Here is a 25470-nt window from a genome sequence, read left to right on the forward strand (position 1 = left end):
CGTCTCACAGGAAGGGACAAGACATGATCACCACCGATCACATTGCGGCTCCGTCTCATCCGCGCAGCATCGAGCTGTCGATCGGCGGCATGACCTGCGCCTCGTGTGCACGCCGAGCGTCCGTTCGACGTGGCGGGCCAGGTCCACCCATCCGGTCCATCCGGAAACGCGGCCCGGATCGAGAAGAAACTCAACAAGCTCGACGGCGTCAGCGCCAGCGTCAACTACGCCACCGAGAAGGCCAAGATCAGCTACCCGGACGCGGTGGAGACCGCCGAATTGATCGCGACCGTCGAGGCCACCGGGTACACGGCCACGGCGCCCACGACGACTGCCCCCGACGACACCGACGCCGCCCAAGCCGCACCCGACGAGGCCACCGCGTGGCGGACCCGTCTACTCGTCTCGCTGGTACTGACCGTCCCCGTCGTCGTTCTGTCGATGATCCCGGCATGGCAATTCACCAACTGGCAATGGCTAGCCCTGACGCTCGCCTCACCCGTAGTCGTGTGGGGAGCGCTGCCGTTCCACCGCGCCGCCTGGGCCAACGCCCGCCACGGCGCCGCCACCATGGACACCCTGATCTCCCTGGGCGTCGGCGCCGCCTACCTGTGGTCACTGTGGGCGCTGTTCTTCGGACACGCCGGCATGCCCGGCATGCGCATGTCATTCAGCCTGCTGCCCGACGCGGCGTCCGGCGCCGAACACATCTACCTCGAAGTCGCTGCCGCCGTCACCGTCTTCATCCTGACGGGCCGCTACTTCGAATCGCGCGCCAAATCGCAGTCCGGCGCCGCCCTGCGCGCGCTACTCGACATGGGCGCCAAGGACGTCGCGGTGCTGCGCGACGGCAGCGAAACCCGAATTCCCACAACGCAACTGGCAGTTGGTGACCTGTTCGTCGTGCGACCCGGCGAGAAGATCGCCACCGACGGGGTCATCACCGACGGCGCCTCCGCCGTCGACGCCTCCATGCTCACCGGTGAGCCGGTGCCCGTCGAAGTTCGCCCCGGCGACCACGTCACCGGAGCCACCGTCAACGCGGGCGGTCGACTCGTCGTGCAGGCCACCCGCATCGGCTCCGATACCCAACTGGCCCAGATGGCACGCCTCGTCGAGGACGCCCAGAACGGAAAGGCCTCCGTCCAACGCCTCGCCGACCGGGTCTCGGCCATCTTCGTCCCCATCGTCATCGCCCTCTCGATGCTGACGCTGACCGTCTGGCTGAGCACCGGCCATCCCGCGACCGCGGCATTCACCGCCGCAGTCGCGGTCCTGATCATCGCCTGCCCCTGCGCCCTGGGCCTGGCCACACCGACCGCCCTGCTCGTCGGCACCGGCCGCGGCGCCCAACTCGGCATCCTGATCAAGGGACCGCAGATCCTGGAATCCACCCGCCGCGTCGACACCGTCGTGCTCGACAAGACCGGCACCGTCACCACCGGGCAGATGAGCCTGATCGGCGTGCACCCCGCCGACGGAGAAACCGACACACACGCCCTCACACTGGCCGGAGCTCTCGAGGACGCTTCCCAGCACCCCATCGCCCACGCGATCGCCGCGGCTGCCGCACCCACCGACGGGACGCCGCTTCCCCCGGTCGAAAGCTTCACCGCTCACGACGGCTACGGCGTCAGCGGTGTTGTGGACGGGCACGCCGTCCTCGTCGGACGGCGCAGCTGGCTGACCGAGGACTGGTCGCTGGCCACCCCCCGACGCCCTGCTCGACTACGCCGAGACCGCCGAAGCCTTGGGCCACACCCCGGTGTGGGTGGCCTGGGACGGAGCGATGCGCGCGGTGATCGTCGTCGCGGACACCGTGAAAGACACCTCCGCCGAGGCGATCTCACAATTCCGCCAGCTCGGTCTGCGACCCGTCCTGTTGACCGGAGACAACCGGCGTGCCGCAGGAGCGGTCGCCGCGCAGGTCGGTATAGACCCCGACGACGTCATCGCCGAGGTCCTTCCGGCTGACAAGGTCAACGCCGTCAAGGAATTGCCGGCCGGGGGACGCGTGGTGGCCATGGTCGGCGACGGCGTCAACGACGCCGCAGCACTGGTCCAAGCCGATCTGGGACTGGCCATGGGTACCGGTACCGACGTCGCCATCGAGTCGTCGGACATCACGCTCGTCCGCGGTGATCTGCGCGCTGCCGCCGATGCCATCCGCCTGTCCCGGGCCACGCTGAAAACCATCAAGGGCAACCTCTTCTGGGCGTTCGCCTACAACGTCGCCGCACTGCCGCTGGCAGCGCTGGGACTGCTCAACCCACTCATCGCCGGCGCCGCCATGGCGTTCAGTTCAGTCTTCGTGGTCACCAACAGCCTCCGACTTCGAAGCTTCGCCACCACCGCCACCCCAACCGACACCGGCAGCCGCGGACCCGTCCCGCCGTAGCTCCACGAAATTGGGGCGGCCGCTGACCGGGTGCAGGTGTACACGCATTACACGTGTCGGGCTCGACCAAAGCCAAAAACATACTTAGTGGATAGTACGTTTCGTCTAAGTAGGAGGTGGGTGGAGAAGCCAACCATCAGGAGTTTTTGCCGATCAGGTCGGCGCGGCTATTCGGTCGCGTTTGTCAAGGTTTGAGCGCAACCGGCATTTTTTCAAGGGGGCACGGGACCGCTCGTCCGGAATGTGGCACGAGGTTTTCGCGGAGGGAGCGTGAATGTACATCGGTGCAGTGTCGATGTTGTTGACTGCGCTCGCGGGCCTCCTCGGCCTGTACGGTTTGCATCGATTGACCGCCGTGATCGCAACCCCATTGGTCTCGCTGCCGTTTCAATCCGGTTGGCTGCCGGAGGAGCATGCCATGTCGCGCTTTCACGTCCGGTGGTACCCGGCCACCGTGTTGTTTCTGGCGTTCGACGTCGAAATGCTCTTCATGTATCCGTGGGCGATCGTGGTTGCCGACGTGGGAGTCTCTGCAATCGTCGAGATGTTCGCGTTCCTGCTCGCGCTGTTGGTCGCCGTGGTGTGGGCGTGGCGCGAGGGGGCGTTGCGATGGGTCTGACGACAGCGCTGGCCCGCTTCGCCGCACGCCACCCGCACGTCCTCGTCGTGGAGGCACCCGGCGCCTGGGAGCAGCGCGCGACCCTCGAACACCAGGCATTGCGGCGCGGTTGGCGCCTAGCCGACAGCCCGGCCGACGCCGACGTGCTGGCCATCTGCGGGCCTCCCGGGCCCGAGCTGACCGAGGCGATCGACCGGGTCTGGGAGCAATTGCCCGGGCCGCGGGTACGCCTCGATCTGGGCCGAGACGAGATCGACGTCGACGAGGCCCTAGACCGGGCGAGCGCCGAGCTCACCGACACCGGACGGCATCGCACCGACGCCCGACAACGAACGGCCGAGCCCGAGGTCGACACGGGCGACGACATGGACATGGGCGAGATGGACCACGACGACATGGACATGCACATGTCTCCGTCGGGAATTGCGCTCGCCGAGGGCGGCGACGACCGCGACGGACTCGAGATGGACGTGCTGCACGTACATCTGGGACCAGTACTGCGGCATTGGCCTGCAGGTCTAGTGGTGCGCTGCTCACTGCAGGGCGACCTGATCGTCGACGCCGAAGCATGGGCGGTCGACGCCGAGCAATCACCCTCCCCTACACCACCGTTCGATGCCCGGATCGAGGCGGCCCGGGAATGCGATCGGCTGGTGTCGCTGATCGCGTTGGCCGGCTGGCCGCATGGCGCCACGCAGGCCCGACGGGTTCGGGATCTGCTGCTCGTCGGTGACGCGCCGGCAGACGCTCAGTTGCACGCACTGCGCCGCACGGTGACGCGTTCACGCACCCTTCAATGGTCGTTGCGCGGGGTGACGGACGGTCACCTCCGGATGCTGGACCGCGCCCAAGCCCTACTTGCCGATTCCGTGCCGCCCGGCACCATCGCAACCACCGCGCTTTCCGATGTGCCGCAACGGATCATCGGACGCGAACTGGCCACGGCCCGGCTGGTCATCGCTGGTCTGGAGACTCTCGAGCCGTCCAGCACGACTGCGCGCCGGGGCGGTACGCATGGCTGACGGCGTGCTCACCACCGTCTCGGGAGGCTGGGCCATCGGTGCCGCAGCCCTGCTGGCTCTGCTGATGGTGTTCGCGGCGACGGTCAACGGGGTCCTGGCCGCACGCGCGGAGGGACAACTCGGTGGCGGTTTCATTCGGCCGCTGGCGGAGACGGCGCGGCTGATGCGGCAGCGCCGTCGCACCACGCTGGAGGCCGACCGCCCGCTGTGGCGGGTCGGCGGCGCGGGCCTGGTGGTGGCGGCGCTGATGATGACCGCGGTGGTGCCACTCGGGACGTGGACGCTGCTCGATTTGGACGTCGGCGTCGTGTGGTTCAACGCGATGGACGTGCTGGTCTGGTCGTTCGTGTGGCTCGTCGGGTGGGGTCCGAACTCGGTGCATTCGATGGTCGGCGGATACCGCTTCCTCGCCCACGGTCTCGCCTACGAACTCCCGCTGATGTTCGCATTGGTGGCACCCGCGATCGCGGCCGGCAGTTTGCGCGTCGGGGACATCGGCGCCGCGCAGCACGGCCTGTGGTTCGCCGTGTGGATGCCGGTCGCGTTCGCCGGGTACTGCCTGGGCGTAATCGCATTCTCGGTGTGGGGTCCGTTCTCGCCGGCGCTGGGACCCGACATCGCGGGTGGTGTCGCCGCCGAACTGTCCGGAGTGGACCGGTTGGTGTTCGAGGCCGGACGCTACGGTCTGCTGGCCGCGGGCGCGGCGTTCGCGGTGCCGATGTTCCTCGGCGGCGGCAGCGGGCCGCTACTGCCCGATTGGTGTTGGGTGCTCGTCAAGACGATGGCGCTACTGGCGGCCTTCGTGTGGCTGCGGCGCCGCCTGCCCGCTCTGCGTCCGGACAAGTTCATGGAGGTGGGCTGGCTGGTGCTGCTGCCCGCGGTCGTGCTCCAGGACTTCGTCGTCGCCGTCATCGCGGTCTGGAGTAACTGACAGCATGGTTGTCGACATCGCGTTCTGGACCGTCGCCGTCGTCGCGGTCCTGTCCGGCGCGGCAGTCTTCTGGGTCGATTCGATGGCCCGCGCCACCTACGCGCTGGCGCTTTCCTTCATCGCCGTCGGCGTGAACGTGCTTCTGCTGCATCAGAACTACGTCGGCGTCATCACCATCCTGATGATGGTCATGGAGATGGCCGTCATGGTGGTCTACATGATCATGTTCATGGGGATGAACCCCGCGTTGATGCCGATGAGCATGGTGCACGACAACCGGCGTGCGGTCGGCGCCGCCGTGGTGACCTTCGCCCTGCTGGCTGCGGGCATCCTCCTCGTCGACTGGCCCGCCCGGCGCGGCGTTCCGTCCGGTGACGTCACCCGCGCACTCGGCGAGGCGCTGATGGGTTCGAAGATGCTGGTGATGACGGTGATGAGCCCGGTGATGGTGGCCACGATCGTGGCCGGCATCGTCTTGGCCGTCCGCCGCACCCGCTACGACCGCTTCGGTGACGACCTGCAGCGTCGAACTCCCGACGATCCCCAGCCGGGCGGAGTGGGCCGATGACGCTTCAGACCGTGCTTCTGGTCGCGGCCGCGCTCTTCAGCGTCGGCCTCTACGGCGCGTTGTCCCAGCAGGTCGTGGTGATGGTGATGATGGGCCTGGAGCTGATGATCAACGGCGTGATCCTGGCCGCGGCCGCGTTCTGGTGGTTCTTGGCGCCCAACCCGACCGGTCAGGTGCTGTTGATGGTCGTCATCGCGGCGATGACCGTCGAAATGGCCATGGGTTTCGCGGTCGCCACGCTGCTGCACCGCGATCACATGACCGACATGACCGACATGGCCGAGGACCTCTCCGGATGATTCTCGTGGGGCTGGATGCGGGTCAGGCGGCGCTGGTCGCGACGGTGCTGATGCCGGCGCTGGTGGGCACCGCGTTGACGCTGGGTGCGCGCGCCGACCGCCTCGCCGGACCGATCTCGGTGGCGGCGGCCGCGGTGACGTGCGCGCTGTCGGTGGTCGCAGCCGTCAGCCGGCCCACCGTGGGGACACCGTTCATGGCGGGTAGCGAACTCGCGCTGGGCGTCGACGAGCTGTCGGGCCTGGTGCTGCCCACCGTCACCGCGGTCACCCTGTTGGTCCTGGTGTTCGCGGCGGGCGACATCACCGAATCACGACGTCGCTTCCACGGACTGATGCTGTTGTTCGCGGCAGCAGTGAACATCACCGTGACCGCCGCGACCCTGCCCGCGTTGCTGCTCGGTTGGGAGGTGATGGGAGCTACGTCATACGCGCTCATCGGATTTCGATGGCGGGAGCCGAAGCGGGTGGACGGCGGGCTTACCGCCTTTCTGACCACCCGGTCGGCCGACCTCGGGCTCTACCTCGCTGCTGCGACGGCGCTGGCGGGCGGCGCCGGATTGGCCATCGCCGATCTGCCCGCGGCGTCGCCGGGCTGGCGACACGTAATCGCCGCAGGCATTCTGGTGGCCGCCCTCGGCAAGGCCGCGCAGTTGCCGTTCTCGTTCTGGCTGTCCCGTGCGATGGAAGGCCCCAGCCCGGTCAGCGCGCTGTTGCACTCCGCGGCGATGGTGGCCATGGGCGGATATCTGCTGCTGCGCAACGCCCCGCTGCTGGCATCCACCGGGTGGGCTGACTCCGCGGCGGCGTGGATCGGCGCGTTGACGGCCGTCGCGCTGGGCGTGATCGCGGTCGCCCAACGGGATCTCAAGCAACTGTTAGCAGCGTCCACGGCCTCGCAGTTGGGATTCGTGGTGATGGCAGCCGGGCTCGGCGCGGTCAGCGGTGGTGCGGCGCAACTGGTGGCGCACGCGGCGACCAAGGCACTGCTGTTCCTCACCGCCGGTGCCTGGTTGAGCGCGCTGGGCACCAAGCACCTCGACGGTCTCCGTGGTGTCGCAAGACGATGGCCGACGGTGGGATGGACGGCGACGGTCGGCGCACTCTCCCTGGCCGGTATCGCACCGCTGTCGCTATGGCTCACCAAGGACGCCGTCCTGGCCGCAGCGCTCGAGACGTCGCCGTGGCTCTACGCGGTCGGGCTGCTGGGCGCTGCCGTCTCGGCTGCCTACGCGGGCAAGATCGTCGTCGTCATCTGGCGGCGCCCCGACCGCGAACTCGCCGCGCGACATCTCGACGAGGAGGAGCCGGGCACCCGCACGGTCGGACTGCTGGAGGCGACGCCGCTGGTGGTGTTGGCGGCCGGAGCCGCGGTGCTCGGCGTGCTGGCACCCGCCGCTCCGGCCACCGAGCTCACCGTGTCTGCGGTCATCGCGATCGTGATACTCCTCGCCGTCACCTATCTGGTCCCGCGCGGCCGACTCCCCGAATTGCCATGGGCGCTGCCCTGGTTCGGGATGGAGAGCGCGATGCGTGCAGTGATCGTGGTGCCCACGGTGCGCCTGGCCCACGCCCTGGCGGTGTTCGACGATCGCGTCGTCGATCGTGGCGTGCACGAGCTCGCCGCACGCACGATTCAGCTGGCGCGGGGGGCGGCCCATGCCGATGACCATGCGGTCGACGGGGTCGTGCGGAAGCTGGCTGCCGGCACCACGACGGTCGCGCAGCGCGCGGCACGCGTCGACGACCACGACGTGGACGGCGTCGTGAACGCCGTCGCGGCCGCGACCCGAAAACTCGGACGCCTGGCCCGCAAACCGCAGACCGGCATGGTGCATGACTACTACTTCCAGGCCGCCGCGATGCTCGCGATCGGTATCGCCCTTCTCTACGTCGTATCGAGGTGAATGTGCTCAGCCTGATCGTGTTCCTGCCACTGGCGGCCGCGCTGGTCCTGGTTGCGGTCCCGCGCATCGGGGACGCGGCGGCCCGCTGGATCTGGGTCGCCGCGGCCACCGTCGAACTGGTTCTGGTGCTGCTGTGCTGGGCCCGCTATCGAACGCCGGGGCCGGGTGCCTTCGCGTTCGAGGAACGGGCCCCGTGGATCCCCGGCGTCAACAGCAGCTACCACCTCGGCGTGGACGGCTTGTCGCTGCCGCTGGTGGCGATGACCGCGGTGATCTTCCTCGCGTGCGCCGTCTACGGGCTTCGGGAGGACAAGCGTCCACGGTTGCAGGCCGCGCTGATGCTGTTCCTGCAGAGCGTGGGCCTCGGGGTGTTCGTGTCACTCGATCTGATCCTGTTCTTCGTGTTCTTCGACCTGTCGATCGTCGCCATGTACTTCGCGATCGCAGGATGGGGGCACGGCCAGGAAGCAGCCCGGTCTGCACTGAAGTTCTTCCTGTACACGTTCTTCGGTTCGTTGGCGCTGCTGATCGGGTTCATCGGGCTCTACGTCGCCGCCGATCCGCACACCTTCGACATGCCGGAACTGATCGATGCCATGCCACTGTCCGGCCGACCGGTGGCGGGCGGGTTGGTGCTCGCGGCGATTCTGCTGGGGCTGGCCGTGAAGACTCCGACCGTCCCGTTCCACACCTGGTTGCCGCCCGCGCACACCGACGCCTCGGCGATCGGGTCGGCGGTGCTGGCCGCGGTGCTGCTCAAACTGGGGACGTACGGCTTCGTGCGGATCGCGATGCCGATGCTCCCCCAGGCGTGGCAGTCGTGGGCCTGGGTGATCGTCGCCGTCGGCGTGGTGTCGGTGCTCTACGGGGCGTTGGTGGCGCTGGCCCAGACCAACGTCAAGCGCATGATTGCCTACACGTCGGTCAACCACATGGGCTACGTCGTCCTGGCCGTCGGCGTCGCGGGTCTGCTGGCGCCGAATTCCGACGCGGCGCGCAGCATCGCGGTGACCGGTGCGGTCACTCAGATGGTCAGCCACGGCCTGATCACCGGTGCGCTGTTCCTGCTGGCCGGTGTGCTGGCCAACCGCACCGGTACCTACGAGATGGATTCCTTCGGCGGCCTCGCCGGTCCGGCGCCCAAGTTCGCGACGCTGTTCGCGGTCGGCGCGTTCGCCTCGCTGGGACTGCCCGCCTTCTCCGGCTTCATCGCCGAGTTCCAAATCTTCACCGGCAGCATCGCCGTCGCTCCGGTCACCGCCGTCGCCCTGGTCGGCATTCTGATCACATCGGCGCTGTTCCTGCGCGCGCTGCAGCGGGTGTTCACCGGCGAAACCCGGGGGCAGTCAACGGGATTCCTCGACCTGCGGCCCAGCGAGATGTGGGCGGTCGCCCCGCTGCTGGTGCTTTCGCTGGCCATCGGGGTCTTCCCGCGGCCGCTGCTCGCCCTCATCGAACCGGCGGCGCGGACACTGGTAGAGCTGGTCGGACGGTAGCCCGGCGTGAACCCGCTGCTGCTGCTCCCGGAGATGCTGCTGTTCGGCGGCGGGCTCGGCGTGCTGATCGGCGGGTCCTTCCTGCCGCGCCGACGGTTGTGGATCACCCGCGCGGCGGCTGCGACGGCGTTGGTGGCCGCGATCGCCGTCGCCGCGGTGGCGCTGGCCGGTCCGGGCGGTGAGGCGTTCGAGGGCACGTTCCGCGTCGATACGAGCACCGGCGTCGCCCGCATCGTCGCCGCGTTCGCGGTGCTGCTGGTGCTGGCGCTGGCCTCCGACGAGATCGCCGGATCACCGCGCGAGAGCGAGACCTACGCCCTGGCCCTGTTCGCCACGACGGGCACGCTTCTGCTGGCCGGCGCCAACGATCTGCTGGTCGTGGCTCCGGCATTCCTGCTGGCCAGCATTCCGATCTACGGGCTGATCGGTCTGGCGCGCACCTCGACGGGCGCGGAGGCCACCATGAAGGCCTACCTGTTGGGCGCGCTGTTCGGCATCGTTCTGTTGCTGGGCATCACGCTGGTCTATGGCGTGGCGGGCAGCACCCGCTACGCCGATCTCGCCACCCGGCTGGCGGAGGTGGCGCCCGGCGCGGTCGCCGCGGGCGTGTTCGCGATCCTGTGCGGTCTGATGTTCGAGGCCGGTGGCATCCCCGCGCATTTCTGGGTGCCCGACGCCGCCCAGGGTGCGAGCGGGACCGTCGCGGCATTCCTGACGACCGTTCCCAAGATCGGCGCGCTGTTGGCGGTCTACCGGTTGGTGCTAGCCCTCCCCGGGACCCTGAACTGGCCACTGCTGATCGCCGTCCTGGCTGCGGCCAGCATGACATTGGGCAATCTCGCCGCCTACTGGCAGACGGATCCGCGCCGGCTGCTGGGCTGGTCGACGGTGGCGCAGGTCGGATTTCTGCTGGTGCCCCTGGTCGCCGCGGGCCGCTCCGATCTGGCATCCCCGTCGCTGCTGTTCTATCTGGCCGGCTACACGGTGACGAATCTCGCGGCCTTCGCCGTCACCACCGCGCTCCCAACCTTGCGAGACCTTTCGTCCTATCGCGGGCTCGGATGGCGCCATCCCTGGCTGGGAGTCGCCCTCGTTGTGGCACTCCTGGGCCTGGTCGGCACCCCGCCGACGGCTGTGTTCGTCGGCAAGCTCACCACCGCATCCGCCGCGTGGGACGGCGGCTACGCCTGGCTGGCGGTTCTGGTCGTCCTCAACTCACTCATCAGCCTCTTCTACTACCTGCGCTGGATCGTTCCCACCATGTCGCGCCCGCAGGCAGATACCGTCGACGTCGTGCCGACCCGCTGGGCCGCCGTGACCGCGATCTCGGCTGCTGCGCTCAGCGTCGCACTGGGGGTTGGCGCGGGCGCCGTGTGGGCGGCGATCGGCGGAGGGTAAGGGCCTCACCGCACCCGATTCATCGCCTACCAAGCGCAACGCGCGCGCCCGAATGGCCATTGGCACAACGAATTACATTGCTGTTGTTTGTGACCACTGTTACCAACGGTGCCAAAGTGATGTAACTTACGAATACACAGTGCGTCTACGTACTGCGTTAGTACGTAGATATCCGGACGCACTCCGACCCGACTACCCGCGGCAACAATGCCATGACCGCGCCAGAAGGAGTTACGAGACGTGACGGTTCCTTTTTCTGGCACCAACCGCGGTGGACGAAACCTGTCTTCGTCTCCGAAGGCCGCGGACGCGGACCGACACCCCCCGTGGAGCAGGCGGTCAGTTCTGTTCGGCTTCGCGCTCACGGTGACAGTGCTCGTCGCCCCAGCGCCGGACGCCTACGCGGAGCCCAACAACGGCCAGTGGGACCCGACTCTGCCCGGCGTGCTCAGCGCTGGCGCTCCTGGTGACCCGCTAGCAATCGCCAACGCCTCACTACAAGCTAGCGCCAACGCGGCCCAAACCACCATGGACCTGGGACGCAAATTCCTTGGAAGTCTGGGCATTGGAAACCCCGCAGGCAGTCCCACTTCTAGCCTCAGCGGCAACCGCGTCTACGGAAAACAGGCCATCGAATACGTGATCAGGCGAGCCGGAACACAAATCGGCGTTCCCTACTCATGGGGCGGCGGCAGCCTCACCGGACCGAGCCGTGGAATCGACTCTGGCGCAGGCACTGTCGGCTTCGACTGCTCGGGCCTGACCCGCTATGCCTTCGCTGGTGTCGGGGTGCAGCTCCCTCGATTCTCCGGAGCTCAATACGATGCTGGCCGAAAAATACCACCGTCACAAGCCAAACGGGGTGACCTGTTGTTCTGGGGGCCGGGAGGGGGTCAACACGAAGCCCTCTACCTCGGCGGCGGACAAATGCTCGAAGCGCAACAAACCGGTGTGCCCGTGAAGGTCTCACCCGTACGCACCGGCGGCATGACACCTTATGTAACCCGCATCATAGAGAGTTAGCAGGCCGCACGACGCTGTGCGTTTCGTCAAGTGATTTGGCCCCACCGTCGGCACGGATTTTGGCCCCACATGGTCTAGGTGGATCGTTTGGCGCGGATGGTGGTCTTGCTGGTGCGGAGTCGGTAGGACTTGGTGCCGGTCTCGATGATGTGGGCGTTGAAGGTGACGCGGTCGACGATGGCGGCGACCAGGCGGGGGTCGGGGAAGACGGTGCCCCATTCACTGAACGGCAGATTGGTGGCGATTGCGACTGAGGCCCGTTCTTCACGTTCGGTGATGATCTGGAACAGCAATTCCGCTCCGCGAGGGTCGATTTGGACGTATCCGAGTTCATCGAGGCAGAGCAGGTCCAGGCGCCCGTAGCGGGCCACGACGCGAGACAGAACACGTTCGTCGGCGGCTTCGACGAGTTCGTTGACCAGTTGCGCGGTGGTGACATAGCGGACCCGGCGGCCCTGTTCACACGCCGCCAACCCCAACCCGATGAGCAGATGGGACTTGCCTGTGCCGGAGTCACCGAGCAGCACGACCGGTTCGCCGGCGTCCATGTAATGTCCTGCAGCGAGGTGACCCAGGGTCGCGGGCGCGATGCCGGGAACGGCGTCGATGTTGAACTCCGCCAACCGTTTCAGCCGTGGGAACTTCGCATCGTTGATGCGTCGAGCACGGCGGCGTTCGGTGCGGTCGTCGACCTCGGCGGCCAACACTTCGGCGAGGTAGCGCAGGTGGGTGTGGCGTTCCCGGTCGGCGATCTCAGCGAGGCGGGTCGCTTCGGTGCGCACTGTCGGCAGGTGCAACTCGCGGGCCGCGGCGCCGATCGAGGCCTGGGCAGCAGCATCGACGGTCGCCACCTTGCTGGCTGTGGTGGTCACGAGTCGCTTCCGGTGAGCAGATCGTCGTAATCTGCCAGCGAGGGTGGTGGGCGGTCGTAGCGGGCCAGTGCACCGATCGCGGCGACCGGTGCCATCGGGACCATGTCGCGGCGGGCATCGATCAGCACGGTCTCGGGATCCAGGCATCCCGAGGTGACGGCCCGGTCCATCGCGGTGATCAGTGCGGCGACGGGTATGCTGCGGTGCGCCAGCAGGATGGCGATCAGGTCGCGGGTGCCCTTGGCGTCACCGCGGGCGGATCGGGCTGCATCCCAATAGCTTTGGTGGGATGCGGTGAACACTCCACGGGCCTTGGCCTGTGCCAGTGCGGTCGCGCCGGGCAGTCCGCCGGGTTTGGTCTTGAGGACCTCGAGGTAGTGATCCAGGCACAGCACTTCGACGTAGCGGCCGACTGCTCGTTCATGGTCGGCGACGAGTCGGGGTCCGTCGTGGATTTCGACGGTTCTCGCGGACAGCCGCACCGGGAGGCGGCGCCCGGCGTAGCGGGCCGGCACGGAGTAGAAGCATTGCCGCACCGACACTCTGGCCCGATTGTCGACCCGCGCGTTCAGCAGTCGCGCGCAGTCGAACGGGTCGGCCGGCAATCCCATCAGCTCCGTGGCCTCGACGGCGAACGCCGCGCCGATGGTGATCGGGCGACCGGTGATCACCCGGTCATCGTCGGCCATGTCGGCGGCGGCGATCACCTCGTTGAGCTCGGCCAGGGAGGCGACCTTCGGGACTGGCACGAGGTGGCGGCGCCGGAAACGGCCGATCTCACCTTCCACACCTCCCTTCTCGTGCGCCCCGTCGAGCCGATAAGCCCTCATGACCCAGATTCACCCAGCCGTCGACGACGTCAGGCGCAGCGCACGACGCGTCTCCCGTGCTCATCGGATGACCCTGTCGATGGCGAGCCGTTGCCGCGAGCGCGGCGAAGCCGAGACGTTGTCAGTAGCGTCCGCGAGAGGGATCTAACGGCCCGACCCCATCATGCCGGGCCCCATCATGCCGGGCCCCATCATGCCTTGCATCATCGCCGGCATGCCCTCGACGACGAAGCCGGTGACTTCGCGGGCATGGGCACGGATGGCGTTGGTTAGGTCGGGATCGCTCGCGGTTTCCTCAGCGACCACGCCCTTGGCGGTGAAGGTGAGCTGGCGCTGATAGTCGGGAGCGCGGCGGAACAGCGTTGGCAGGCTTGAGCTCATACAGGTCACCTCGGCGCCCTGGTCGAGTTGGGAGTACATCGACGACACGTGCGCCTGAAGCTCGGCAACTAGGTCGGGAGAGTCGGATTCGGTGGTGGTGCGCACGCCTCCGGGAATGTCTTCGACGCTGCGCCTAAGTTCACCGTGTCGAATGAACATGTTCATGTACTTGCTCATGTCCATGCCGTTCACACCACCGAAGCCCGGTCCCGCGTGACTCATGGGTACCTCGACGATGCTGCGCAGGACATATCCCAGCCCAAGCAGGCCGGCCCCGCCGGCCAGCACGGACAGCGCCGCCCTCCTGGTCAATGTGGCCACACCCAATCATCTCCCGTCATTGGTTGGGCTGATTCGCTACGGCCGGGGCGTGCTCGGGACCGCCGGCATCGTTGTCGGGCCACCGGGACCCATCTGGCCGGGACCCATCATTCCGCCGGGACCCATTTGACCGCGCTGCCCCGATTGCCACTGATCCATCATTCCGCCGGGGCCCATGCGGTAATCACCATCTCTCATGTGGCCGCCGGAGGACGCGCCGACGAAGAACCCGGCGAAGAAGATCACCGCGACGACAAATACGACACCGGCGACGATGGCTACCCCGGCCGCAATCTGGTTGACCCTGCTGTGCCGCTCCCACCGCGCCGGCGGCTCCGCCGCTTGGCCCACCGCGGCCGCAGCCGTGGGTTCATTCCGAGATTCTGGAGTTTCGGTCATTTCCCTATGATGCCGTACACCGCTCTCCTCACGAACCTGCCACATGGCACCGGCTAGGAGGGCCAAAGGCCCCCGCACATTGCCAGGCCCAGCCTCCTATCGGCTCCGTGCACCGATGAGGCCGCGCGTTGCGTGAAGCTCGCTCAGCAACGAATCAAGAACAAGCGAGGCTCGGGACCGCCTGGCGTCGTTGTGGGGGCCGCCCGGGCCGACCGTTCCCCTGGACCCAGTGTTCCGCCCGGGTTCATTTGACTGCCCCGGACGTCCGCAGTAGGTCGCGCGAACGTTCCTTACATGACTAAACAACTCTGGCGCCGACAGAACGACAGGGAGGCTCAGGTCACGCGGCAGATGTGCAACCATTCCGAGTTCGGTAGGGGTAGATAACCGTGGCGCCGATCTGCAACGGCAGCACCAGGTTGGCGAAGCCGAACACGATCTGGGTGGCATAGAACAACAACATGATCGTGCCGTGCATGGTGAACAGCTGGTTGTACTGCTCGTTGGACAGGAACTGCAACCCCGGCAACGCGAGTTCGGCGCGCATGAGCAGCGCCATCAACCCGCCGGCGAAGAAGAACCCGAAACAGGCCACCACGTACATCATCCCGATCAGCTTGTGATCGGTGGTCGTCACCAGCTTGTAGACCAGGTTGCCCTTGGGACCCATCCGGGCAGGGAACGGGCGCCGTGCCTCGAGTTCACCGATCGGGGTGCGTCTGGGGTCATGAAGTCCTCTCCGCGTCCACCTGGGGACTTGCGGGCGGACGGGTCGCGGTGCAACTGCGGTATTGGCCAATCATTGAAATACTACACACTGTCGTAGTGTTGGCCGTCGATGACTTCGCGTAGGGCCGGTCAGGCGCGGGCGCTGCCTTGGAGCCATTGGTCCCAGGGCATGCTCCAGTCGCCGTTTTGCCACAGTTGCAGGGGTTCTCCGCCGGTGTTGCGGACTTCGACGACGTCGCCGGGTTGGGAGAAGCCGTAGAACCATTGCGCGTTGTCGGCGTTGAGGTTCAGACATCCGTGCGAGACGTTGGTGTTGCCTTGGGCCCACACCGTGCTCTCGAGTTGGTGCAGGTAGATGCCGTCGGTGCTGATGCGGGTGGCGTAGTTGATCGTTTCGCGGTAGCCCAGGCGGGAGTTGATCGGCAGCCCGTAGGTGGAGGAGTCCATGATGACCGGGTTGGACTTGTCCATCACGGTGTAGACGCCGGGCTGGGTCCAGAAGGTGAAGGTCTGCCCGCCGATCGTTTCGGTGCCGCCCATCCCCATCGAGGTGGGCATGGTGCGGACCAGGACGCCGTTGTCGTAGACGCTGACCTGTTTGGTGGCGTCGTCGGCGATCGAGACGTGCGCGTCGCCGATGGTGAAACCGACCCGGGTGTCCTCCTGGCCGTAGAGGTCCTCGCCCAGGGCGACGCCGTAGACGTTCGCCGCCACGGCGACTCTGGTTCCGGGGGCGAAGTAGCTCGGTGGTCGCCAGTGTGCGTTCTGATCATCGACCCAGTACCACGACCCCGTCACCGCGGGCGTGGTGGTGACGGTGAGCCGGCGCTGCGCTGCGGCGCGGTCGGTGATCGGCTCGTCGAAGTGGGCCACGACGACGGTGCCGACGCCGTAGCTGGCGCCTTCGCGCAGGGCTGCCCCCGAGGTGGTGGTCAGCGAGACCTTCGTCTGATTGCCGGGGGTCAGGGTGGAGAACGTGGACGTCTGGGTCGAGGGGGCACCGTCGCTACCGGCGGCGGTGATGGTCAGTGCGTAGTCCCGTGAGTAGCCGAGCGGGACGCCGGGCTTCCACACCAGGTTGTCCGGTGTCATCACCCCGGCGATGCGGGTGCCCTGCTCGTTGGTCATTGCCACGTCGCGCAGGGTGCCTGCCGTCGCCGTCACCGACACTGCGCCCAGCGGATCGACGTCGCGGGCACCAGCGCCCGGGGCGACGCTGACCGCGGCGGGCACCGGCGCTGCGACGGGGGCCGAAATGGATGCGGTGGCGGCGGTCGGTGCGCATTCGGCGCCGCAGCGCGCCAACGAGACGCGCACGGCAGCACCCGACAGCGCGGTGATCACCAGGACGGGGGCCAGTACCGTCACGCGGGCTCGGCGATCGAAGGTCACGGTTCATCTCCACTCTCGGTTGGGCGATCGTCATGTTCTCCACGGGGCCGCCGGCCGGGCCCTGGCGCTCGCCGGCCAACGTAGCCGAACCGCGCCGTGGACTCGGCTGGTCCGCAGGCTCCGCCCGCCCGGCGGATCAGCCGAAATGTCCTGCGCCGCAGATCGAATCACCATCGTAATGGTCATCCCGCGCGGGGCGGGTAGATGTCACCTTCTGTTCATTCCTCCTCACGGAACACCACCGTGGCCCGTGGCCATGATGCCCGGTGCCGGCGATCAGGGCGCACGGTGCGTCGGTCCGTGGGGTTCGACGCAATGGTCATCGCCGCGCTGGGGACCGGCGTGGTCGACTTGCAGTGTGGTGTGGTCGAGGTCGTAGTCGTCGTGCAGCGCCGCTTCGATCCGGTCTCGCACGGCGTGGCAGTCGATGCCCGGTGCTACCAGGACGTGCGCGGACAACGAGGACTGACCGGAGGTGATCTGCCAGACGTGCAGATCATGGATCTCGACCACGTCGGGGATGGTGGCCAACCGGGGTCCGATTACGGTGGGGTCCGCGTCGGCGGGGGCGGCTTCGAGGAAGATGCGTCCCGATTCGCGCACCAGACCCCAGCCGGCCCGCGCCATCAGCGCCGCCACGACCATGGCCGCGATCGCATCAGCGCGGGCGAAGCCGGTCAGCCAGATCACGGCGCCGGCGATCGCGGTGCCGATGAACGCATACAGGTCGTTGAGGATGTGCTGAAAGGCGCCCTCGACGTTGAGGCTGGTCCGGTTGGCGCGGCTGATACTCCATGTCGCGGCGATGTTGACCACGATCCCGACCAGGGCGGTGAACAGCACCAGCGGCCCAGACACCTGCGGGGGGTCGATCAGACGCCGGATCGATTCGTAGAGGAACCACACCGCCAGCAGCAGCAGGGTGATCCCGTTGGCTTGGGCCGAGAGGATCTCCACCCGTTTGAATCCGTAGGTGTAGGGGCCGCGGGCGGGCCGGGCGGCGAACCGGATCGCCACCAGCGCCATCAGGATCGACGCGGCGTCGGTCAGCATGTGACCGGCATCGGTGATCAACGCCAGCGACTGCGCCAGCACACCGACGACGACCTCGACGACCATGAAGCCGACGATCAGCCCCAGCGCGATCGTCAACCATCGCCGGTCCGCGCCCGGAGACACCCCATGGCCGTGCCCGTGGTCGCGGCCCGCGCCGTCACCCCCCTCGGGTGTCGGCCCGTCTTGGGGCACGGTCCTCGGTGCCCCACGCGCGCTGGCTGACTGGCGTCCCTCGTCCACTGCGCACCTCCGTTCGGAACTCTCGGTCCGTGCCTCTCAGGCAATCATGCGTATCTATGCATGTCAAAACCGCTGGAGTGATCTCTCCGAACCGGTGGCCCGCCCGCTCGGGCAGAGCGGCGACGCCCGAACCATTGATACATGCACATGTACGCATGTATGGTCGGGCTGAGACGACGAGGGAGGCGAGTGTTCGTGAAGGCCCACAGGCGACCGGACGAAGGCACTGGCGGTGACGACGAGGAGGTGGCGGTGACCTTCGTCGACATGTCGGGATTCACCGCTCTCACCGACGCTCGTGGCGATTATCTGGCCGCCGAGCCGGCCGAGGCGTTCGTGGCGCTGACCCGCGCCGCGCTCGGTGCCCGCGATCGCCTTCTCAAGACCATCGGTGATGCCGCGCTGTTCACCTCGCCCACACCGCACGACGCGCTCGCGGCATTGGGCCGGATCATCGCCGGCGCACACAGCGCAGGCTCGTTCCCGATCGTGCGTGCTGGCGTCGACGTCGGCCCGGTCGTGCCCATCGGTGAGGAGATCTACGGGTCCACCGTCAACGTGGCCGCGTGTCTCGCCGCGGCGGCCGGCCCCATCAGATCCTGGGTACCCGGCCCAGCCACCGACCGGGAAACCCCAGGCGCTGCGCAACATCCAGGAACCCGTCGCGCTATTCGCCATCGTGGACCCCCGCATGTCCTCGCGCTCAGATCGATCCGTCTGCCGCATGCGACTCGACGATCCCGCCGTCATCACCACCCAGGGCCACCGCGGCGTCGAGTACCGCTTCTGTTCCACGATCTGCGCCCGGCGCTTCAGGACGCGTCCCCAGGCAATTCGCTGCGGCCGCCCACTGCGCGCACCCGGTGCTGCCCTACCCAACCCAAGACACCCCGTGAGGAGATCGACAACGTGCCTCCACCAAGTGCCCCAGTGCTGATCAGCTCATCAACGAAGGAGAGGAAGAAATGTTTGAGTTCACCGAAGAGATCCTGATCGAGGCGCCGCCGACGACGGTGTGGGATGTCATGTACGACCTGGAGGGGTGGTGGCCAGCGTCCAATCCCGAGCATCTCAGCGTGGAACGCCTCGATGAGGGTGGCGAGATCGCGGTGGGCACACGACTGCGGATCCGGGAGAAGATCGCCGGAATCCCCGGCGAAGCGGTGGGCACGATCACCCGCCTCGAGCCCGGTGTGGCGGTGACCTGGGAGGCGCCCCAGGCCCGCTACCGCTGGTTGGGCGTGACCGTCACGATGGGCGAAGGGGTTACCTGGCGCCTGACACCCGGGTCCGCTGACACCACCCGCCTCAGTGCCCACGTTTGGGCGTACTTCCCGCCCCACCTGGGTGGGCGCCTGCTCGAATTCGCCTTCACCCGGGTGCTCGACGGCATCGCCAAGGACCGCGAGCACGCCCGCACCGAGCTGCGCTACCTCAAACGCACCATCGAGGTCGCCCAGGATTCGTCCACGACGTGACCGGCGAATCGGGCTGTGCCGTAACGGTTCCGGGCTGATCTGCCGGTCATCGGCGGGTACCGGTGGCGGTGCGGGACGTGGCCAACAGGTCCAGTGCGGCCAGGATCTCCTCGGCAGTGGGTGCGGTCGCTGGATCTAGTAGCCATTGAATCGCCAGCCCGTCGAACAGGGCGATCATCAGCGAGGCGAACACGCGCGAATCACGGCCGGAAGTCTGAGGAGACCCGGCCGGTCGCGGCGGGCCGTGGGATGCGACGACGTCCCGGAATTCACCGTAGGCCGCGGCCAGCGCCCGCCGGATGTCCTCGTCACGTTCGGCTGCCGCGAAACCCTCCACCGCCGCGACGACGTAGCCGCGATCATTCGCCAGAGTCGCGACGAACCGGCGCACACTATGATCCACCCGTTCGTTCAGCGACGACTCCGGCGCGGTGTCGATCACCGACATCGTGGTCTGACCCCATCGGCGCAGCGTCTCGGCCAACGCTGCGCGGACCAGCGCGTCCTTGGATCCGTAGTAGTAGTTGACCGACGGCAGATGGGTACCCGCCTCGGCCACGATGGCCCGCGTGGTGATCCGGCCAAGACCCTCACGGGTCAACAACGCGATCGTCGCGTTCAGCAACCGGTCCCGGGTATCCATCACCCAATCCTAACAAACGTTAGTAACGATTGTTAGAATGCGTCCGTGTCCACTCACCAATCCAGGAACGCCGTGGTCGTCGGTGCGGGCCCCGCCGGGCTGGCCGCCGCCGCGATGCTCGCGCACACCGGGATTTCCACCGTCGTGCTGGAACGCGGCGACGCGGTCACCGAGAGCTGGCGACATCGCTACGACGGGCTGCGACTCAACACCGTGCGGTGGATGTCGTCGCTGCCGGGTTTTCGGATGGCCCGTGACCTCGGCGCCTGGCCCGACCGCGACTCGTGGGTGACCTACCTGGAGCGCTACGCATCAGCCCACCACCGCATCGACACCGACGCCGACGGATGGCTGCTTCGATCGCCGGGTGGTGACCGCCGGGCCTCCACGGTCGTCGTCGCCACCGGTCATGACCACACACCCGTCATCCCCAACTGGCCGGGTCGCGCCGGCTTCACCGGCGAGTTGCTGCACTCGGCCCAGTTCTGCAGTGCCGGGGAGTTCCGCGGCCGCGACGTCCTGGTCGTCGGCTCGGGCAACTCCGCCACCGAGATCGCACACTTCCTGGTTTCGGGCGGCGCGGGCCGCGTCCAGCTCTCGGTCCGCACACCCCCGCTGGTCCTGCAGCGGAAGTGCATCGGGCTCCCGCTCACCGCATTCGCCCTACCAGGACGGCTACTGCCCGACCGGGTCATCGACGCCGCGGGCCGGGCGTTGGCGCGCATCATGCACGGCGACCTACGGCCGTTCGGGTTGCCGCCCTCCCCACGCGGTTTGTCCCGGATGCGGCACACCTACTGGTCGCCCCCAATGGACAGCGGCTTCGTCGCCGACCTCAAGAACCGGGCGATCGAGGTGGTCCCCGCCGTCGAGCGCCTCGACGACACCTACGTCCATCTCGCAGATGGACGACGGGTCCGACCGGACGCGCTCATCGCGGCGACCGGCTACCACAGCGGACTCGAACCCCTGGTGGGCCATCTAGACGTTCTCGACGACGCCGGTCAACCCACCGCGCGAAACCCGCGGCCCCACTTGCACTTCGCCGGGTTCCGATTCGGCCTCGCCGCGTTGCTGCCCTACATCGGCAAAGACGCCCGCGCCATCGCTCACACAGAGCGGTGATGGTGCGTCCGCGCCTGTTGACCACAATCCCGAGCACCCGGTGACTGACGTTGCGACTCTGACCTCACAGCGTCTCGCAGCGCGGTGCCCGGGATGACTGCACATCGAACCTCGTCCGCAATCGATATGTGCGGCAACCCCGGAATTCCGCGCCGCACCGGCACTGTCGAGCCCATGCGATGGCGGGTTCAGACACACTCAAGGCGAGATGCAGCAGATCGACGACTGGCTCGCAGCGCTTGGCCCGGGCGGTTGAGCATTCGCGCTTCGACGCTCCTAACACCAACCCTTGCGTTGGCACGCTCGAACGGTAGCCACGGCTCGTGCGCCGGCGTCGGTGAGTTGCATGGGGCGTCCACGGTCGGCGCGGATCAGCAGTTGAGCGCCGAGTTCATGTTCGATGCGATTGATCTGGTTTACCAGCGTGAACTGGTGCACGCCGTCAGCTATGCGGCAGAAGGTGATGATTTATTTCCTCGTCGACGTTTCCCGGGACCCGCTCAATCCGGGCGAATTCGTCACGCGTCGCGGCTCTGGACCACACGGCGGCTACGTCGCCGATCGCCTTCACTCGGACACGGAACCCGGCTCCGACGTGAGAGGTGGCGCCGCGCCGCGCGACCTCCCCGTCGCGCGGCACGACACCGGGCCAAATGGCATGCCCCGGGCCTAGTTTAAGCCGCCAAACTCGAACGGGACGGGGATGACGGCCAGCGTTCATCTCGCCGCGGTAAACACGCTTGCAGGACACATTTCCACCAACGGGGCAGACAACAATGACTGAACGGGGCCTGCGGGCAGATCCAGCGTCGCGGCGCGTGATCGACCTGGCGATCGGGATTCTGATGGGACTGCGCGGATGCTCCGAACAGGACGCATTCAACGACCTCGTCGGCGCAGTGCACGACACCGGCATCGGTCCGGGAGCGCTGGCTGGTGCGTTGGTGGGCCAGGTCGGGGGTTCCGAGGCTCCGTTCCCGCATCGCACGGAGATGATGCACCGGTGGGGCCACCTGATGGCCGACCGGGTCAGCGCCAGGAACGACACGGCCGACTGCACGGGGTGAGGACGCATCCGGTGCGGATCGCGACAGTTTAACCGGACTGGCGATGCCCGTCCTGCGCTGTGGGCGACGCCAATCCGAACCGTTCGTCGAAGGCCGACATCCGTTGCGGGGAGCCGTGTTCGACCTCGCAGAGAAGTTGGCGCAAACGTGGTTCGGCGTCCTGGCCGCGGTAGCAGTCCAACCAGCTGGCGACGGTGGCGATCAGGTCGTGGCCGAGCGGGATTCGGTGCTGGACGATCGCGGTGAGCAGGGCGTCGATCGCTTCGAACACCTCGCCGATCCCGATCCCGATGTAGATGCGATCGGCGTCGGATCTGCTCAGATAGGTGCGCGCCGCGGCGGCGAGTTCCCAGGCCACGCCATCGTCGTGGGGTGCTCGTCGCTCCAGTGCTTTGCGGGGTGTGGACACCGTGGCCTCATTTTGGTCGGCGGTCATGGTCTGCCTCATACGGTAGGGCGTGTGGTCGGCCCGCGCGCGACGTTGTCGGCTCCGGGCGGCTGCCCGACCTGGCACAGCCGTCCGCAGCCCAAGTGTTGGCTCGCCGTTGGCCGTCTGGCTGTCATTCGTTCATCCCGGTTGTGCGATCGCACCGGGTTGGCCAAGATGTAGGGATGGTCGTCAGCGTCGAAGAGGATCGTTTGATCGGGCAAGTCGTCGATCGGCTGTTGGCGGGATTTCCACAGGTTTCCGCGGACACCGTGCACGACATCGCGGGGTCGGTTCACCATCGGTTCGACGAGGCGAAGATCCGAGATTTCGTTCCTCTGTTCGTCGAACGGAAAACCAAGGAGAAGCTTGCGAATCTCGCCGACACTGCCGCACATCCCGTCTAATCAGCCTCCCACCGAAGCCGATTTCGCGCAGGCGGCCGCCATGGCCGACGTCTTGGCCCTTCTGATCGCCGACCGTGATGCCCAACTGGTCGCTCTGGACGCCGACGCCGCCCAAGCAGCCAAGGACGGGGCACTGCGAGCGGCCCGGGCGATCCACGCCAAGTCGCTGGAACTGCGGCGCGAGCTCGACCACATTCACGCGATGGAACACCGACTCATCCGACGGTTCTTCCACGCCCGCGGACCATTGGCGGCCGTCCCGGCTACCTGACGGGCCGCATCGTCGCCCACGCCGGGTCCCCAACGCAGTTCCCCAGGGGCGCTACAGCTGAAGTCGCGGTGCGCTGGTGTCGGCTGCGACGCAGTGGCGGCACCGTGACGCCATGGGCATTGTCAAACACACTTCGGTCGAGGTGGGGAACCCGTCGCGGTATGCGCAACGACTCGAGGCTGCACAGCGGCACGCTGACAGCGAAGTCGGCCAGGACCAGCGGGCGGTCGACGTCGACGTCGCACGCACTGGCGCCACTCCCGGCGGGGATGACACGTTGTGGTGGCCCGTCACCTACGAGGTCGTGCTTCGGCCGGTCGAGTAGTCGACATCAGCCAACCCCCGATCACCCTGCACTGGGTGGCCAAGATTGCAGGGCGCCGCTACTCGACACGAAGTGATTCGGGGGCACACCAAGTAGTGTTGTGCAACAAGTGATTTCACCGATCAACTGCCAGAATCCCGTTGGCGTTGCCTGACGAGCTGCCGCGTCCTGGTAGCAGTCATCGAGTTCGCGTTCGAAGATCTCACGCGCAAACCCAACCGGGGTCGCGGCGGGCCGCTGTTGCGCCAGCGGCCCCCCGCGTCGGCATACACGAATGGGCCCGGCGCCGCGAGACTACAACGGTAGCGGAGCAAGCCTTGCTCGACGCTGCAGTAACGGACCGTTGCAGGCCCGCAATTGTTGCACATATTGCAATGTCTGCATATATTGACGGCGGAGGTGGCGTCAATGGTCGCGGTGGGTGCGCTGGTCCTGTATTCGGTATTCGTTGCGCTCGGGTTCGGATGGCGCAGCTGGCGCCAGTATCGACGAACCGGATCGACGGGATTTCACGGGATTAGCGGCCGACCCGGGACACAGGAATGGCTTGCCGGCGTTGGCTTCGTCGTGGCCATGGTTCTGGGCCTGTTCGCGCCGACACTGCAAATGCTCGACGTCGTCTCCCCCATCGCGCTCTTGGAGACGCCGTGGGTTCAGGCGTTCGGCACGGTGCTCGCACTGGCGGGCATGTCCGCAACGGTCTACGCGCAGAACTCCATGGGCGACTCGTGGCGGATCGGCGTCGACCCGCATGCGACCACGACTCTCATACGACAAGGCGTCTTCGCGGTCATCCGAAACCCCATCTTCACGGCGATGCTGGTGTTCGCTGCCGGCGTCGCGTTGATGGTTCCGAACGTGCCGGCGATCGCAGCATTAGTGCTACTGGTGGTGACGATCGAGATGCAGGTCCGCGTGGTGGAGGAGCCCCATCTGCTGCGCGTCCACGGCGACGCCTACCGCACCTACGGTCGAGCCGTCGGCAGGTTCGTCCCAATGCTGGGACGAACATGACTCTCCGGCGGAAGGACACTACCCCGGCGCCAGCAGAATCTGCGCCAGCCGTGTCGTGGTCTCCACGCCGTCGTCGTAGCCGCCCCCACCGTTCAGCGAGTTCATGACCGCCAGGGTGTAGCGCTGTTGGGGACCGGCGAATCCGACGCTGTTGACGACCCAGCCGCCCTGTTCCTGTGACCATCCGTTCTTGTTACCGGGGGCCATGGCCGCGCCCGCGCCCCAGACTCCCCACTGTTGATTGGAGTCGAGGTGCTGCATCTCCGCCACGATGGCCGCGGTCTGGGCCGGCGGCAGTTTGGTGAGGGTGTAGTTCATCAGTCGGTCGAGGTCGTCACTGGTCGATTTCTGGAATCCCCAGTAGGGGTACCTGTCGCTGAAGCCCGGTTGCGCCTTCAGACTGGTCATTCCGTACCTCGGGAAATTGCGGTTGAACGCCATGTTGTCGGGTCCGCTGAAGCGTTCCCACAACGTGTCGGCGGCGGCGCTGTCTGAGGAGTGCATCATGTCGGCCATGAGCTGGTTGTCGGCCGGCGTCAGGGTGATCTGGCCAGCACGCGCCCGCGTCAGCAGGTCGATCACCATCGCGAGCTTGATGGTGGATGCGGTCCACATCATGGTTCCGGCCGCATCGTTTCGGTGAGCTTGTCCAGTCGTCCGGTCCCGGAGCACGTACCCGACGGTGCCGGGACGGGAGGCGAGGTATTCATTCGCCTGCGCGACACGCTGTCCCATGTCGGCGTTGGCGGCGGGCGTTGGCCCGCAGAGCAGAACCGTCACTGCGACGAGTCCCGTGACGAACGCCTTCACGGAAGCAGCTTGCCCTCTCCCCCGC

At 67.2% G+C, this 25470-nt stretch carries 27 protein-coding genes and 2 pseudogenes; 18 read left to right on the top strand and 11 right to left on the bottom strand.

Annotated elements, in window-relative coordinates:
- Positions 1 to 23 precede the first annotated feature (23 nt).
- The 10 genes and pseudogenes from QUE68_RS14310 (at position 24) to ripB (ending at position 11658) form a co-directional block, all read left to right on the top strand.
- A pseudogene (locus tag QUE68_RS14310) lies at positions 24 to 2398 on the top strand (heavy metal translocating P-type ATPase).
- 274 nt (positions 2399 to 2672) lie between these two features.
- On the top strand, positions 2673 to 3017 hold the full coding sequence (locus tag QUE68_RS14315) for an NADH-quinone oxidoreductase subunit A (RefSeq protein ID WP_284236003.1): 345 nt from the start codon (positions 2673 to 2675) through the stop codon (positions 3015 to 3017).
- Entirely contained in the window at positions 3008 to 4039 is a 1032-nt protein-coding gene (locus QUE68_RS14320) for a hypothetical protein (RefSeq protein ID WP_284236002.1), read from the top strand. Before QUE68_RS14315 ends, QUE68_RS14320 begins: the two co-directional genes overlap by 10 nt.
- Positions 4032 to 4970: a complex I subunit 1 family protein gene (locus QUE68_RS14325; RefSeq protein ID WP_284236001.1), complete on the top strand. Its 939-nt coding sequence runs from the start codon at positions 4032 to 4034 to the stop codon at positions 4968 to 4970. Before QUE68_RS14320 ends, QUE68_RS14325 begins: the two co-directional genes overlap by 8 nt.
- Positions 4971 to 4974: 4 nt before the next feature.
- Entirely contained in the window at positions 4975 to 5538 is a 564-nt protein-coding gene (locus QUE68_RS14330; protein WP_284236000.1) for an NADH-quinone oxidoreductase subunit J, read from the top strand.
- On the top strand, positions 5535 to 5837 hold the full coding sequence (locus QUE68_RS14335) for an NADH-quinone oxidoreductase subunit NuoK (RefSeq protein ID WP_284235999.1): 303 nt from the start codon (positions 5535 to 5537) through the stop codon (positions 5835 to 5837). The genes QUE68_RS14330 and QUE68_RS14335 overlap by 4 nt, the downstream gene beginning before the upstream one ends.
- The gene (locus tag QUE68_RS14340; RefSeq protein WP_284235998.1) at positions 5834 to 7741 is read left to right on the top strand and encodes an NADH-quinone oxidoreductase subunit 5 family protein; all 1908 of its coding nucleotides are present in this window, start codon (positions 5834 to 5836) and stop codon (positions 7739 to 7741) included. Before QUE68_RS14335 ends, QUE68_RS14340 begins: the two co-directional genes overlap by 4 nt.
- A gap of 2 nt (positions 7742 to 7743) precedes the next feature.
- Positions 7744 to 9237 (top strand): complex I subunit 4 family protein, encoded by a 1494-nt coding sequence (locus QUE68_RS14345; protein ID WP_284235997.1) that lies wholly within the window; start codon positions 7744 to 7746, stop codon positions 9235 to 9237.
- Positions 9238 to 9243: 6 nt separating this feature from the next.
- A complete protein-coding gene (locus QUE68_RS14350) occupies positions 9244 to 10635 on the top strand; it encodes an NADH-quinone oxidoreductase subunit N (RefSeq protein ID WP_284235996.1) in 1392 nt (463 codons plus the stop codon).
- Positions 10636 to 10980: 345 nt separating this feature from the next.
- A complete protein-coding gene (gene ripB / locus QUE68_RS14355) occupies positions 10981 to 11658 on the top strand; it encodes an NlpC/P60 family peptidoglycan endopeptidase RipB (protein ID WP_284236236.1) in 678 nt (225 codons plus the stop codon).
- A gap of 74 nt (positions 11659 to 11732) precedes the next feature.
- On the opposite strand, the gene istB is transcribed toward ripB, so the two are convergent.
- From istB to QUE68_RS14390, 7 genes and pseudogenes are all read right to left on the bottom strand, one after another.
- Positions 11733 to 12530, bottom strand: a complete 798-nt coding sequence (gene istB, locus QUE68_RS14360) for an IS21-like element helper ATPase IstB (protein ID WP_284235995.1) — start codon at positions 12528 to 12530, stop codon at positions 11733 to 11735.
- Positions 12527 to 13360, bottom strand: coding sequence for a Mu transposase domain-containing protein (locus tag QUE68_RS14365; protein WP_284235993.1), 834 nt, complete (start codon positions 13358 to 13360; stop codon positions 12527 to 12529). The genes istB and QUE68_RS14365 overlap by 4 nt, the downstream gene beginning before the upstream one ends.
- A 144-nt stretch (positions 13361 to 13504) precedes the next feature.
- On the bottom strand, positions 13505 to 14062 hold the full coding sequence (locus QUE68_RS14370; protein WP_284235992.1) for a hypothetical protein: 558 nt from the start codon (positions 14060 to 14062) through the stop codon (positions 13505 to 13507).
- Between the two features lie 36 nt (positions 14063 to 14098).
- Entirely contained in the window at positions 14099 to 14461 is a 363-nt protein-coding gene (locus QUE68_RS14375; protein WP_284235991.1) for a hypothetical protein, read from the bottom strand.
- Positions 14462 to 14852: 391 nt separating this feature from the next.
- Positions 14853 to 15131 (bottom strand): annotated as a pseudogene (locus QUE68_RS14380) (cbb3-type cytochrome c oxidase subunit I); the annotation flags it as partial.
- A 188-nt stretch (positions 15132 to 15319) separates the two neighbouring features.
- Positions 15320 to 16582, bottom strand: a complete 1263-nt coding sequence (locus QUE68_RS14385) for a L,D-transpeptidase (RefSeq protein WP_284235990.1) — start codon at positions 16580 to 16582, stop codon at positions 15320 to 15322.
- A 276-nt stretch (positions 16583 to 16858) separates the two neighbouring features.
- Positions 16859 to 17761, bottom strand: a complete 903-nt coding sequence (locus tag QUE68_RS14390) for a cation diffusion facilitator family transporter (protein ID WP_284236235.1) — start codon at positions 17759 to 17761, stop codon at positions 16859 to 16861.
- Between the two features lie 312 nt (positions 17762 to 18073).
- Here QUE68_RS14390 and QUE68_RS14395 point away from each other — a divergent pair, with 312 nt between their 5' ends.
- Both QUE68_RS14395 and QUE68_RS14400 read left to right on the top strand, forming a co-directional pair.
- Entirely contained in the window at positions 18074 to 18871 is a 798-nt protein-coding gene (locus QUE68_RS14395) for a nucleotidyl cyclase domain-containing protein (RefSeq protein ID WP_284235989.1), read from the top strand.
- The gene (locus QUE68_RS14400; protein ID WP_284235988.1) at positions 18844 to 19356 is read left to right on the top strand and encodes an SRPBCC family protein; all 513 of its coding nucleotides are present in this window, start codon (positions 18844 to 18846) and stop codon (positions 19354 to 19356) included. Before QUE68_RS14395 ends, QUE68_RS14400 begins: the two co-directional genes overlap by 28 nt.
- Before the next feature lie 46 nt (positions 19357 to 19402).
- Here QUE68_RS14400 and QUE68_RS14405 read toward each other — a convergent pair whose 3' ends face one another.
- Entirely contained in the window at positions 19403 to 19999 is a 597-nt protein-coding gene (locus QUE68_RS14405; RefSeq protein WP_284235987.1) for a TetR/AcrR family transcriptional regulator, read from the bottom strand.
- Positions 20000 to 20044: 45 nt separating this feature from the next.
- Here QUE68_RS14405 and QUE68_RS14410 point away from each other — a divergent pair, with 45 nt between their 5' ends.
- A complete protein-coding gene (locus QUE68_RS14410; RefSeq protein ID WP_284235985.1) occupies positions 20045 to 21124 on the top strand; it encodes a flavin-containing monooxygenase in 1080 nt (359 codons plus the stop codon).
- A 276-nt stretch (positions 21125 to 21400) separates the two neighbouring features.
- Here QUE68_RS14410 and QUE68_RS29490 read toward each other — a convergent pair whose 3' ends face one another.
- Positions 21401 to 21562 (bottom strand): LysR family transcriptional regulator, encoded by a 162-nt coding sequence (locus tag QUE68_RS29490; protein WP_349816923.1) that lies wholly within the window; start codon positions 21560 to 21562, stop codon positions 21401 to 21403.
- A gap of 338 nt (positions 21563 to 21900) precedes the next feature.
- Between QUE68_RS29490 and QUE68_RS14415 the strand changes: the two genes are divergently transcribed.
- Positions 21901 to 22191, top strand: a complete 291-nt coding sequence (locus QUE68_RS14415; RefSeq protein ID WP_284235984.1) for an ANTAR domain-containing protein — start codon at positions 21901 to 21903, stop codon at positions 22189 to 22191.
- Positions 22192 to 22219: 28 nt separating this feature from the next.
- On the opposite strand, the gene QUE68_RS14420 is transcribed toward QUE68_RS14415, so the two are convergent.
- Positions 22220 to 22627: a hypothetical protein gene (locus tag QUE68_RS14420; protein WP_284235983.1), complete on the bottom strand. Its 408-nt coding sequence runs from the start codon at positions 22625 to 22627 to the stop codon at positions 22220 to 22222.
- 176 nt (positions 22628 to 22803) lie between these two features.
- Between QUE68_RS14420 and QUE68_RS14425 the strand changes: the two genes are divergently transcribed.
- The 4 genes from QUE68_RS14425 to QUE68_RS14440 all read left to right on the top strand — a co-directional run bounded on the left by QUE68_RS14425 (position 22804) and on the right by QUE68_RS14440 (position 24635).
- Complete coding sequence (locus QUE68_RS14425) at positions 22804 to 23025, top strand: three-helix bundle dimerization domain-containing protein (protein ID WP_284235982.1); 222 nt, start codon at positions 22804 to 22806, stop codon at positions 23023 to 23025.
- Between the two features lie 40 nt (positions 23026 to 23065).
- Positions 23066 to 23296, top strand: coding sequence for a hypothetical protein (locus QUE68_RS14430; RefSeq protein ID WP_284235981.1), 231 nt, complete (start codon positions 23066 to 23068; stop codon positions 23294 to 23296).
- 112 nt (positions 23297 to 23408) lie between these two features.
- Entirely contained in the window at positions 23409 to 23621 is a 213-nt protein-coding gene (locus QUE68_RS14435; protein WP_284235980.1) for a hypothetical protein, read from the top strand.
- Positions 23622 to 24029: 408 nt separating this feature from the next.
- The gene (locus QUE68_RS14440) at positions 24030 to 24635 is read left to right on the top strand and encodes a methyltransferase family protein (RefSeq protein ID WP_284235979.1); all 606 of its coding nucleotides are present in this window, start codon (positions 24030 to 24032) and stop codon (positions 24633 to 24635) included.
- An 18-nt stretch (positions 24636 to 24653) separates the two neighbouring features.
- On the opposite strand, the gene QUE68_RS14445 is transcribed toward QUE68_RS14440, so the two are convergent.
- A complete protein-coding gene (locus QUE68_RS14445; RefSeq protein ID WP_286275823.1) occupies positions 24654 to 25415 on the bottom strand; it encodes a serine hydrolase in 762 nt (253 codons plus the stop codon).
- Positions 25416 to 25470 lie beyond the last annotated feature (55 nt).

This window comes from Mycolicibacterium sp. TUM20985 (assembly GCF_030295745.1).
Classification (GTDB): domain Bacteria; phylum Actinomycetota; class Actinomycetes; order Mycobacteriales; family Mycobacteriaceae; genus Mycobacterium.

Excerpts from the sequence above, each read along its gene's own strand:
- QUE68_RS14315 (WP_284236003.1), top strand. The coding sequence starts at position 2,673 with ATGTACATCGGTGCAGTGTCGATGTTGTTGACTGCGCTCGCGGGCCTC.
- QUE68_RS14320 (WP_284236002.1), top strand. The coding sequence starts at position 3,008 with ATGGGTCTGACGACAGCGCTGGCCCGCTTCGCCGCACGCCACCCGCAC.
- QUE68_RS14325 (WP_284236001.1), top strand. The coding sequence starts at position 4,032 with ATGGCTGACGGCGTGCTCACCACCGTCTCGGGAGGCTGGGCCATCGGT.
- QUE68_RS14330 (WP_284236000.1), top strand. The coding sequence starts at position 4,975 with ATGGTTGTCGACATCGCGTTCTGGACCGTCGCCGTCGTCGCGGTCCTG.
- QUE68_RS14335 (WP_284235999.1), top strand. The coding sequence starts at position 5,535 with ATGACGCTTCAGACCGTGCTTCTGGTCGCGGCCGCGCTCTTCAGCGTC.
- QUE68_RS14340 (WP_284235998.1), top strand. The coding sequence starts at position 5,834 with ATGATTCTCGTGGGGCTGGATGCGGGTCAGGCGGCGCTGGTCGCGACG.
- QUE68_RS14365 (WP_284235993.1), bottom strand. The coding sequence starts at position 13,360 with ATGAGGGCTTATCGGCTCGACGGGGCGCACGAGAAGGGAGGTGTGGAA.
- QUE68_RS14375 (WP_284235991.1), bottom strand. The coding sequence starts at position 14,461 with ATGACCGAAACTCCAGAATCTCGGAATGAACCCACGGCTGCGGCCGCG.
- QUE68_RS14400 (WP_284235988.1), top strand. The coding sequence starts at position 18,844 with ATGTTTGAGTTCACCGAAGAGATCCTGATCGAGGCGCCGCCGACGACG.
- QUE68_RS14405 (WP_284235987.1), bottom strand. The coding sequence starts at position 19,999 with ATGGATACCCGGGACCGGTTGCTGAACGCGACGATCGCGTTGTTGACC.
- QUE68_RS14415 (WP_284235984.1), top strand. The coding sequence starts at position 21,901 with ATGACTGAACGGGGCCTGCGGGCAGATCCAGCGTCGCGGCGCGTGATC.
- QUE68_RS14420 (WP_284235983.1), bottom strand. The coding sequence starts at position 22,627 with ATGACCGCCGACCAAAATGAGGCCACGGTGTCCACACCCCGCAAAGCA.
- QUE68_RS14425 (WP_284235982.1), top strand. The coding sequence starts at position 22,804 with ATGGTCGTCAGCGTCGAAGAGGATCGTTTGATCGGGCAAGTCGTCGAT.
- QUE68_RS14430 (WP_284235981.1), top strand. The coding sequence starts at position 23,066 with ATGGCCGACGTCTTGGCCCTTCTGATCGCCGACCGTGATGCCCAACTG.
- QUE68_RS14435 (WP_284235980.1), top strand. The coding sequence starts at position 23,409 with ATGGGCATTGTCAAACACACTTCGGTCGAGGTGGGGAACCCGTCGCGG.
- QUE68_RS14440 (WP_284235979.1), top strand. The coding sequence starts at position 24,030 with ATGGTCGCGGTGGGTGCGCTGGTCCTGTATTCGGTATTCGTTGCGCTC.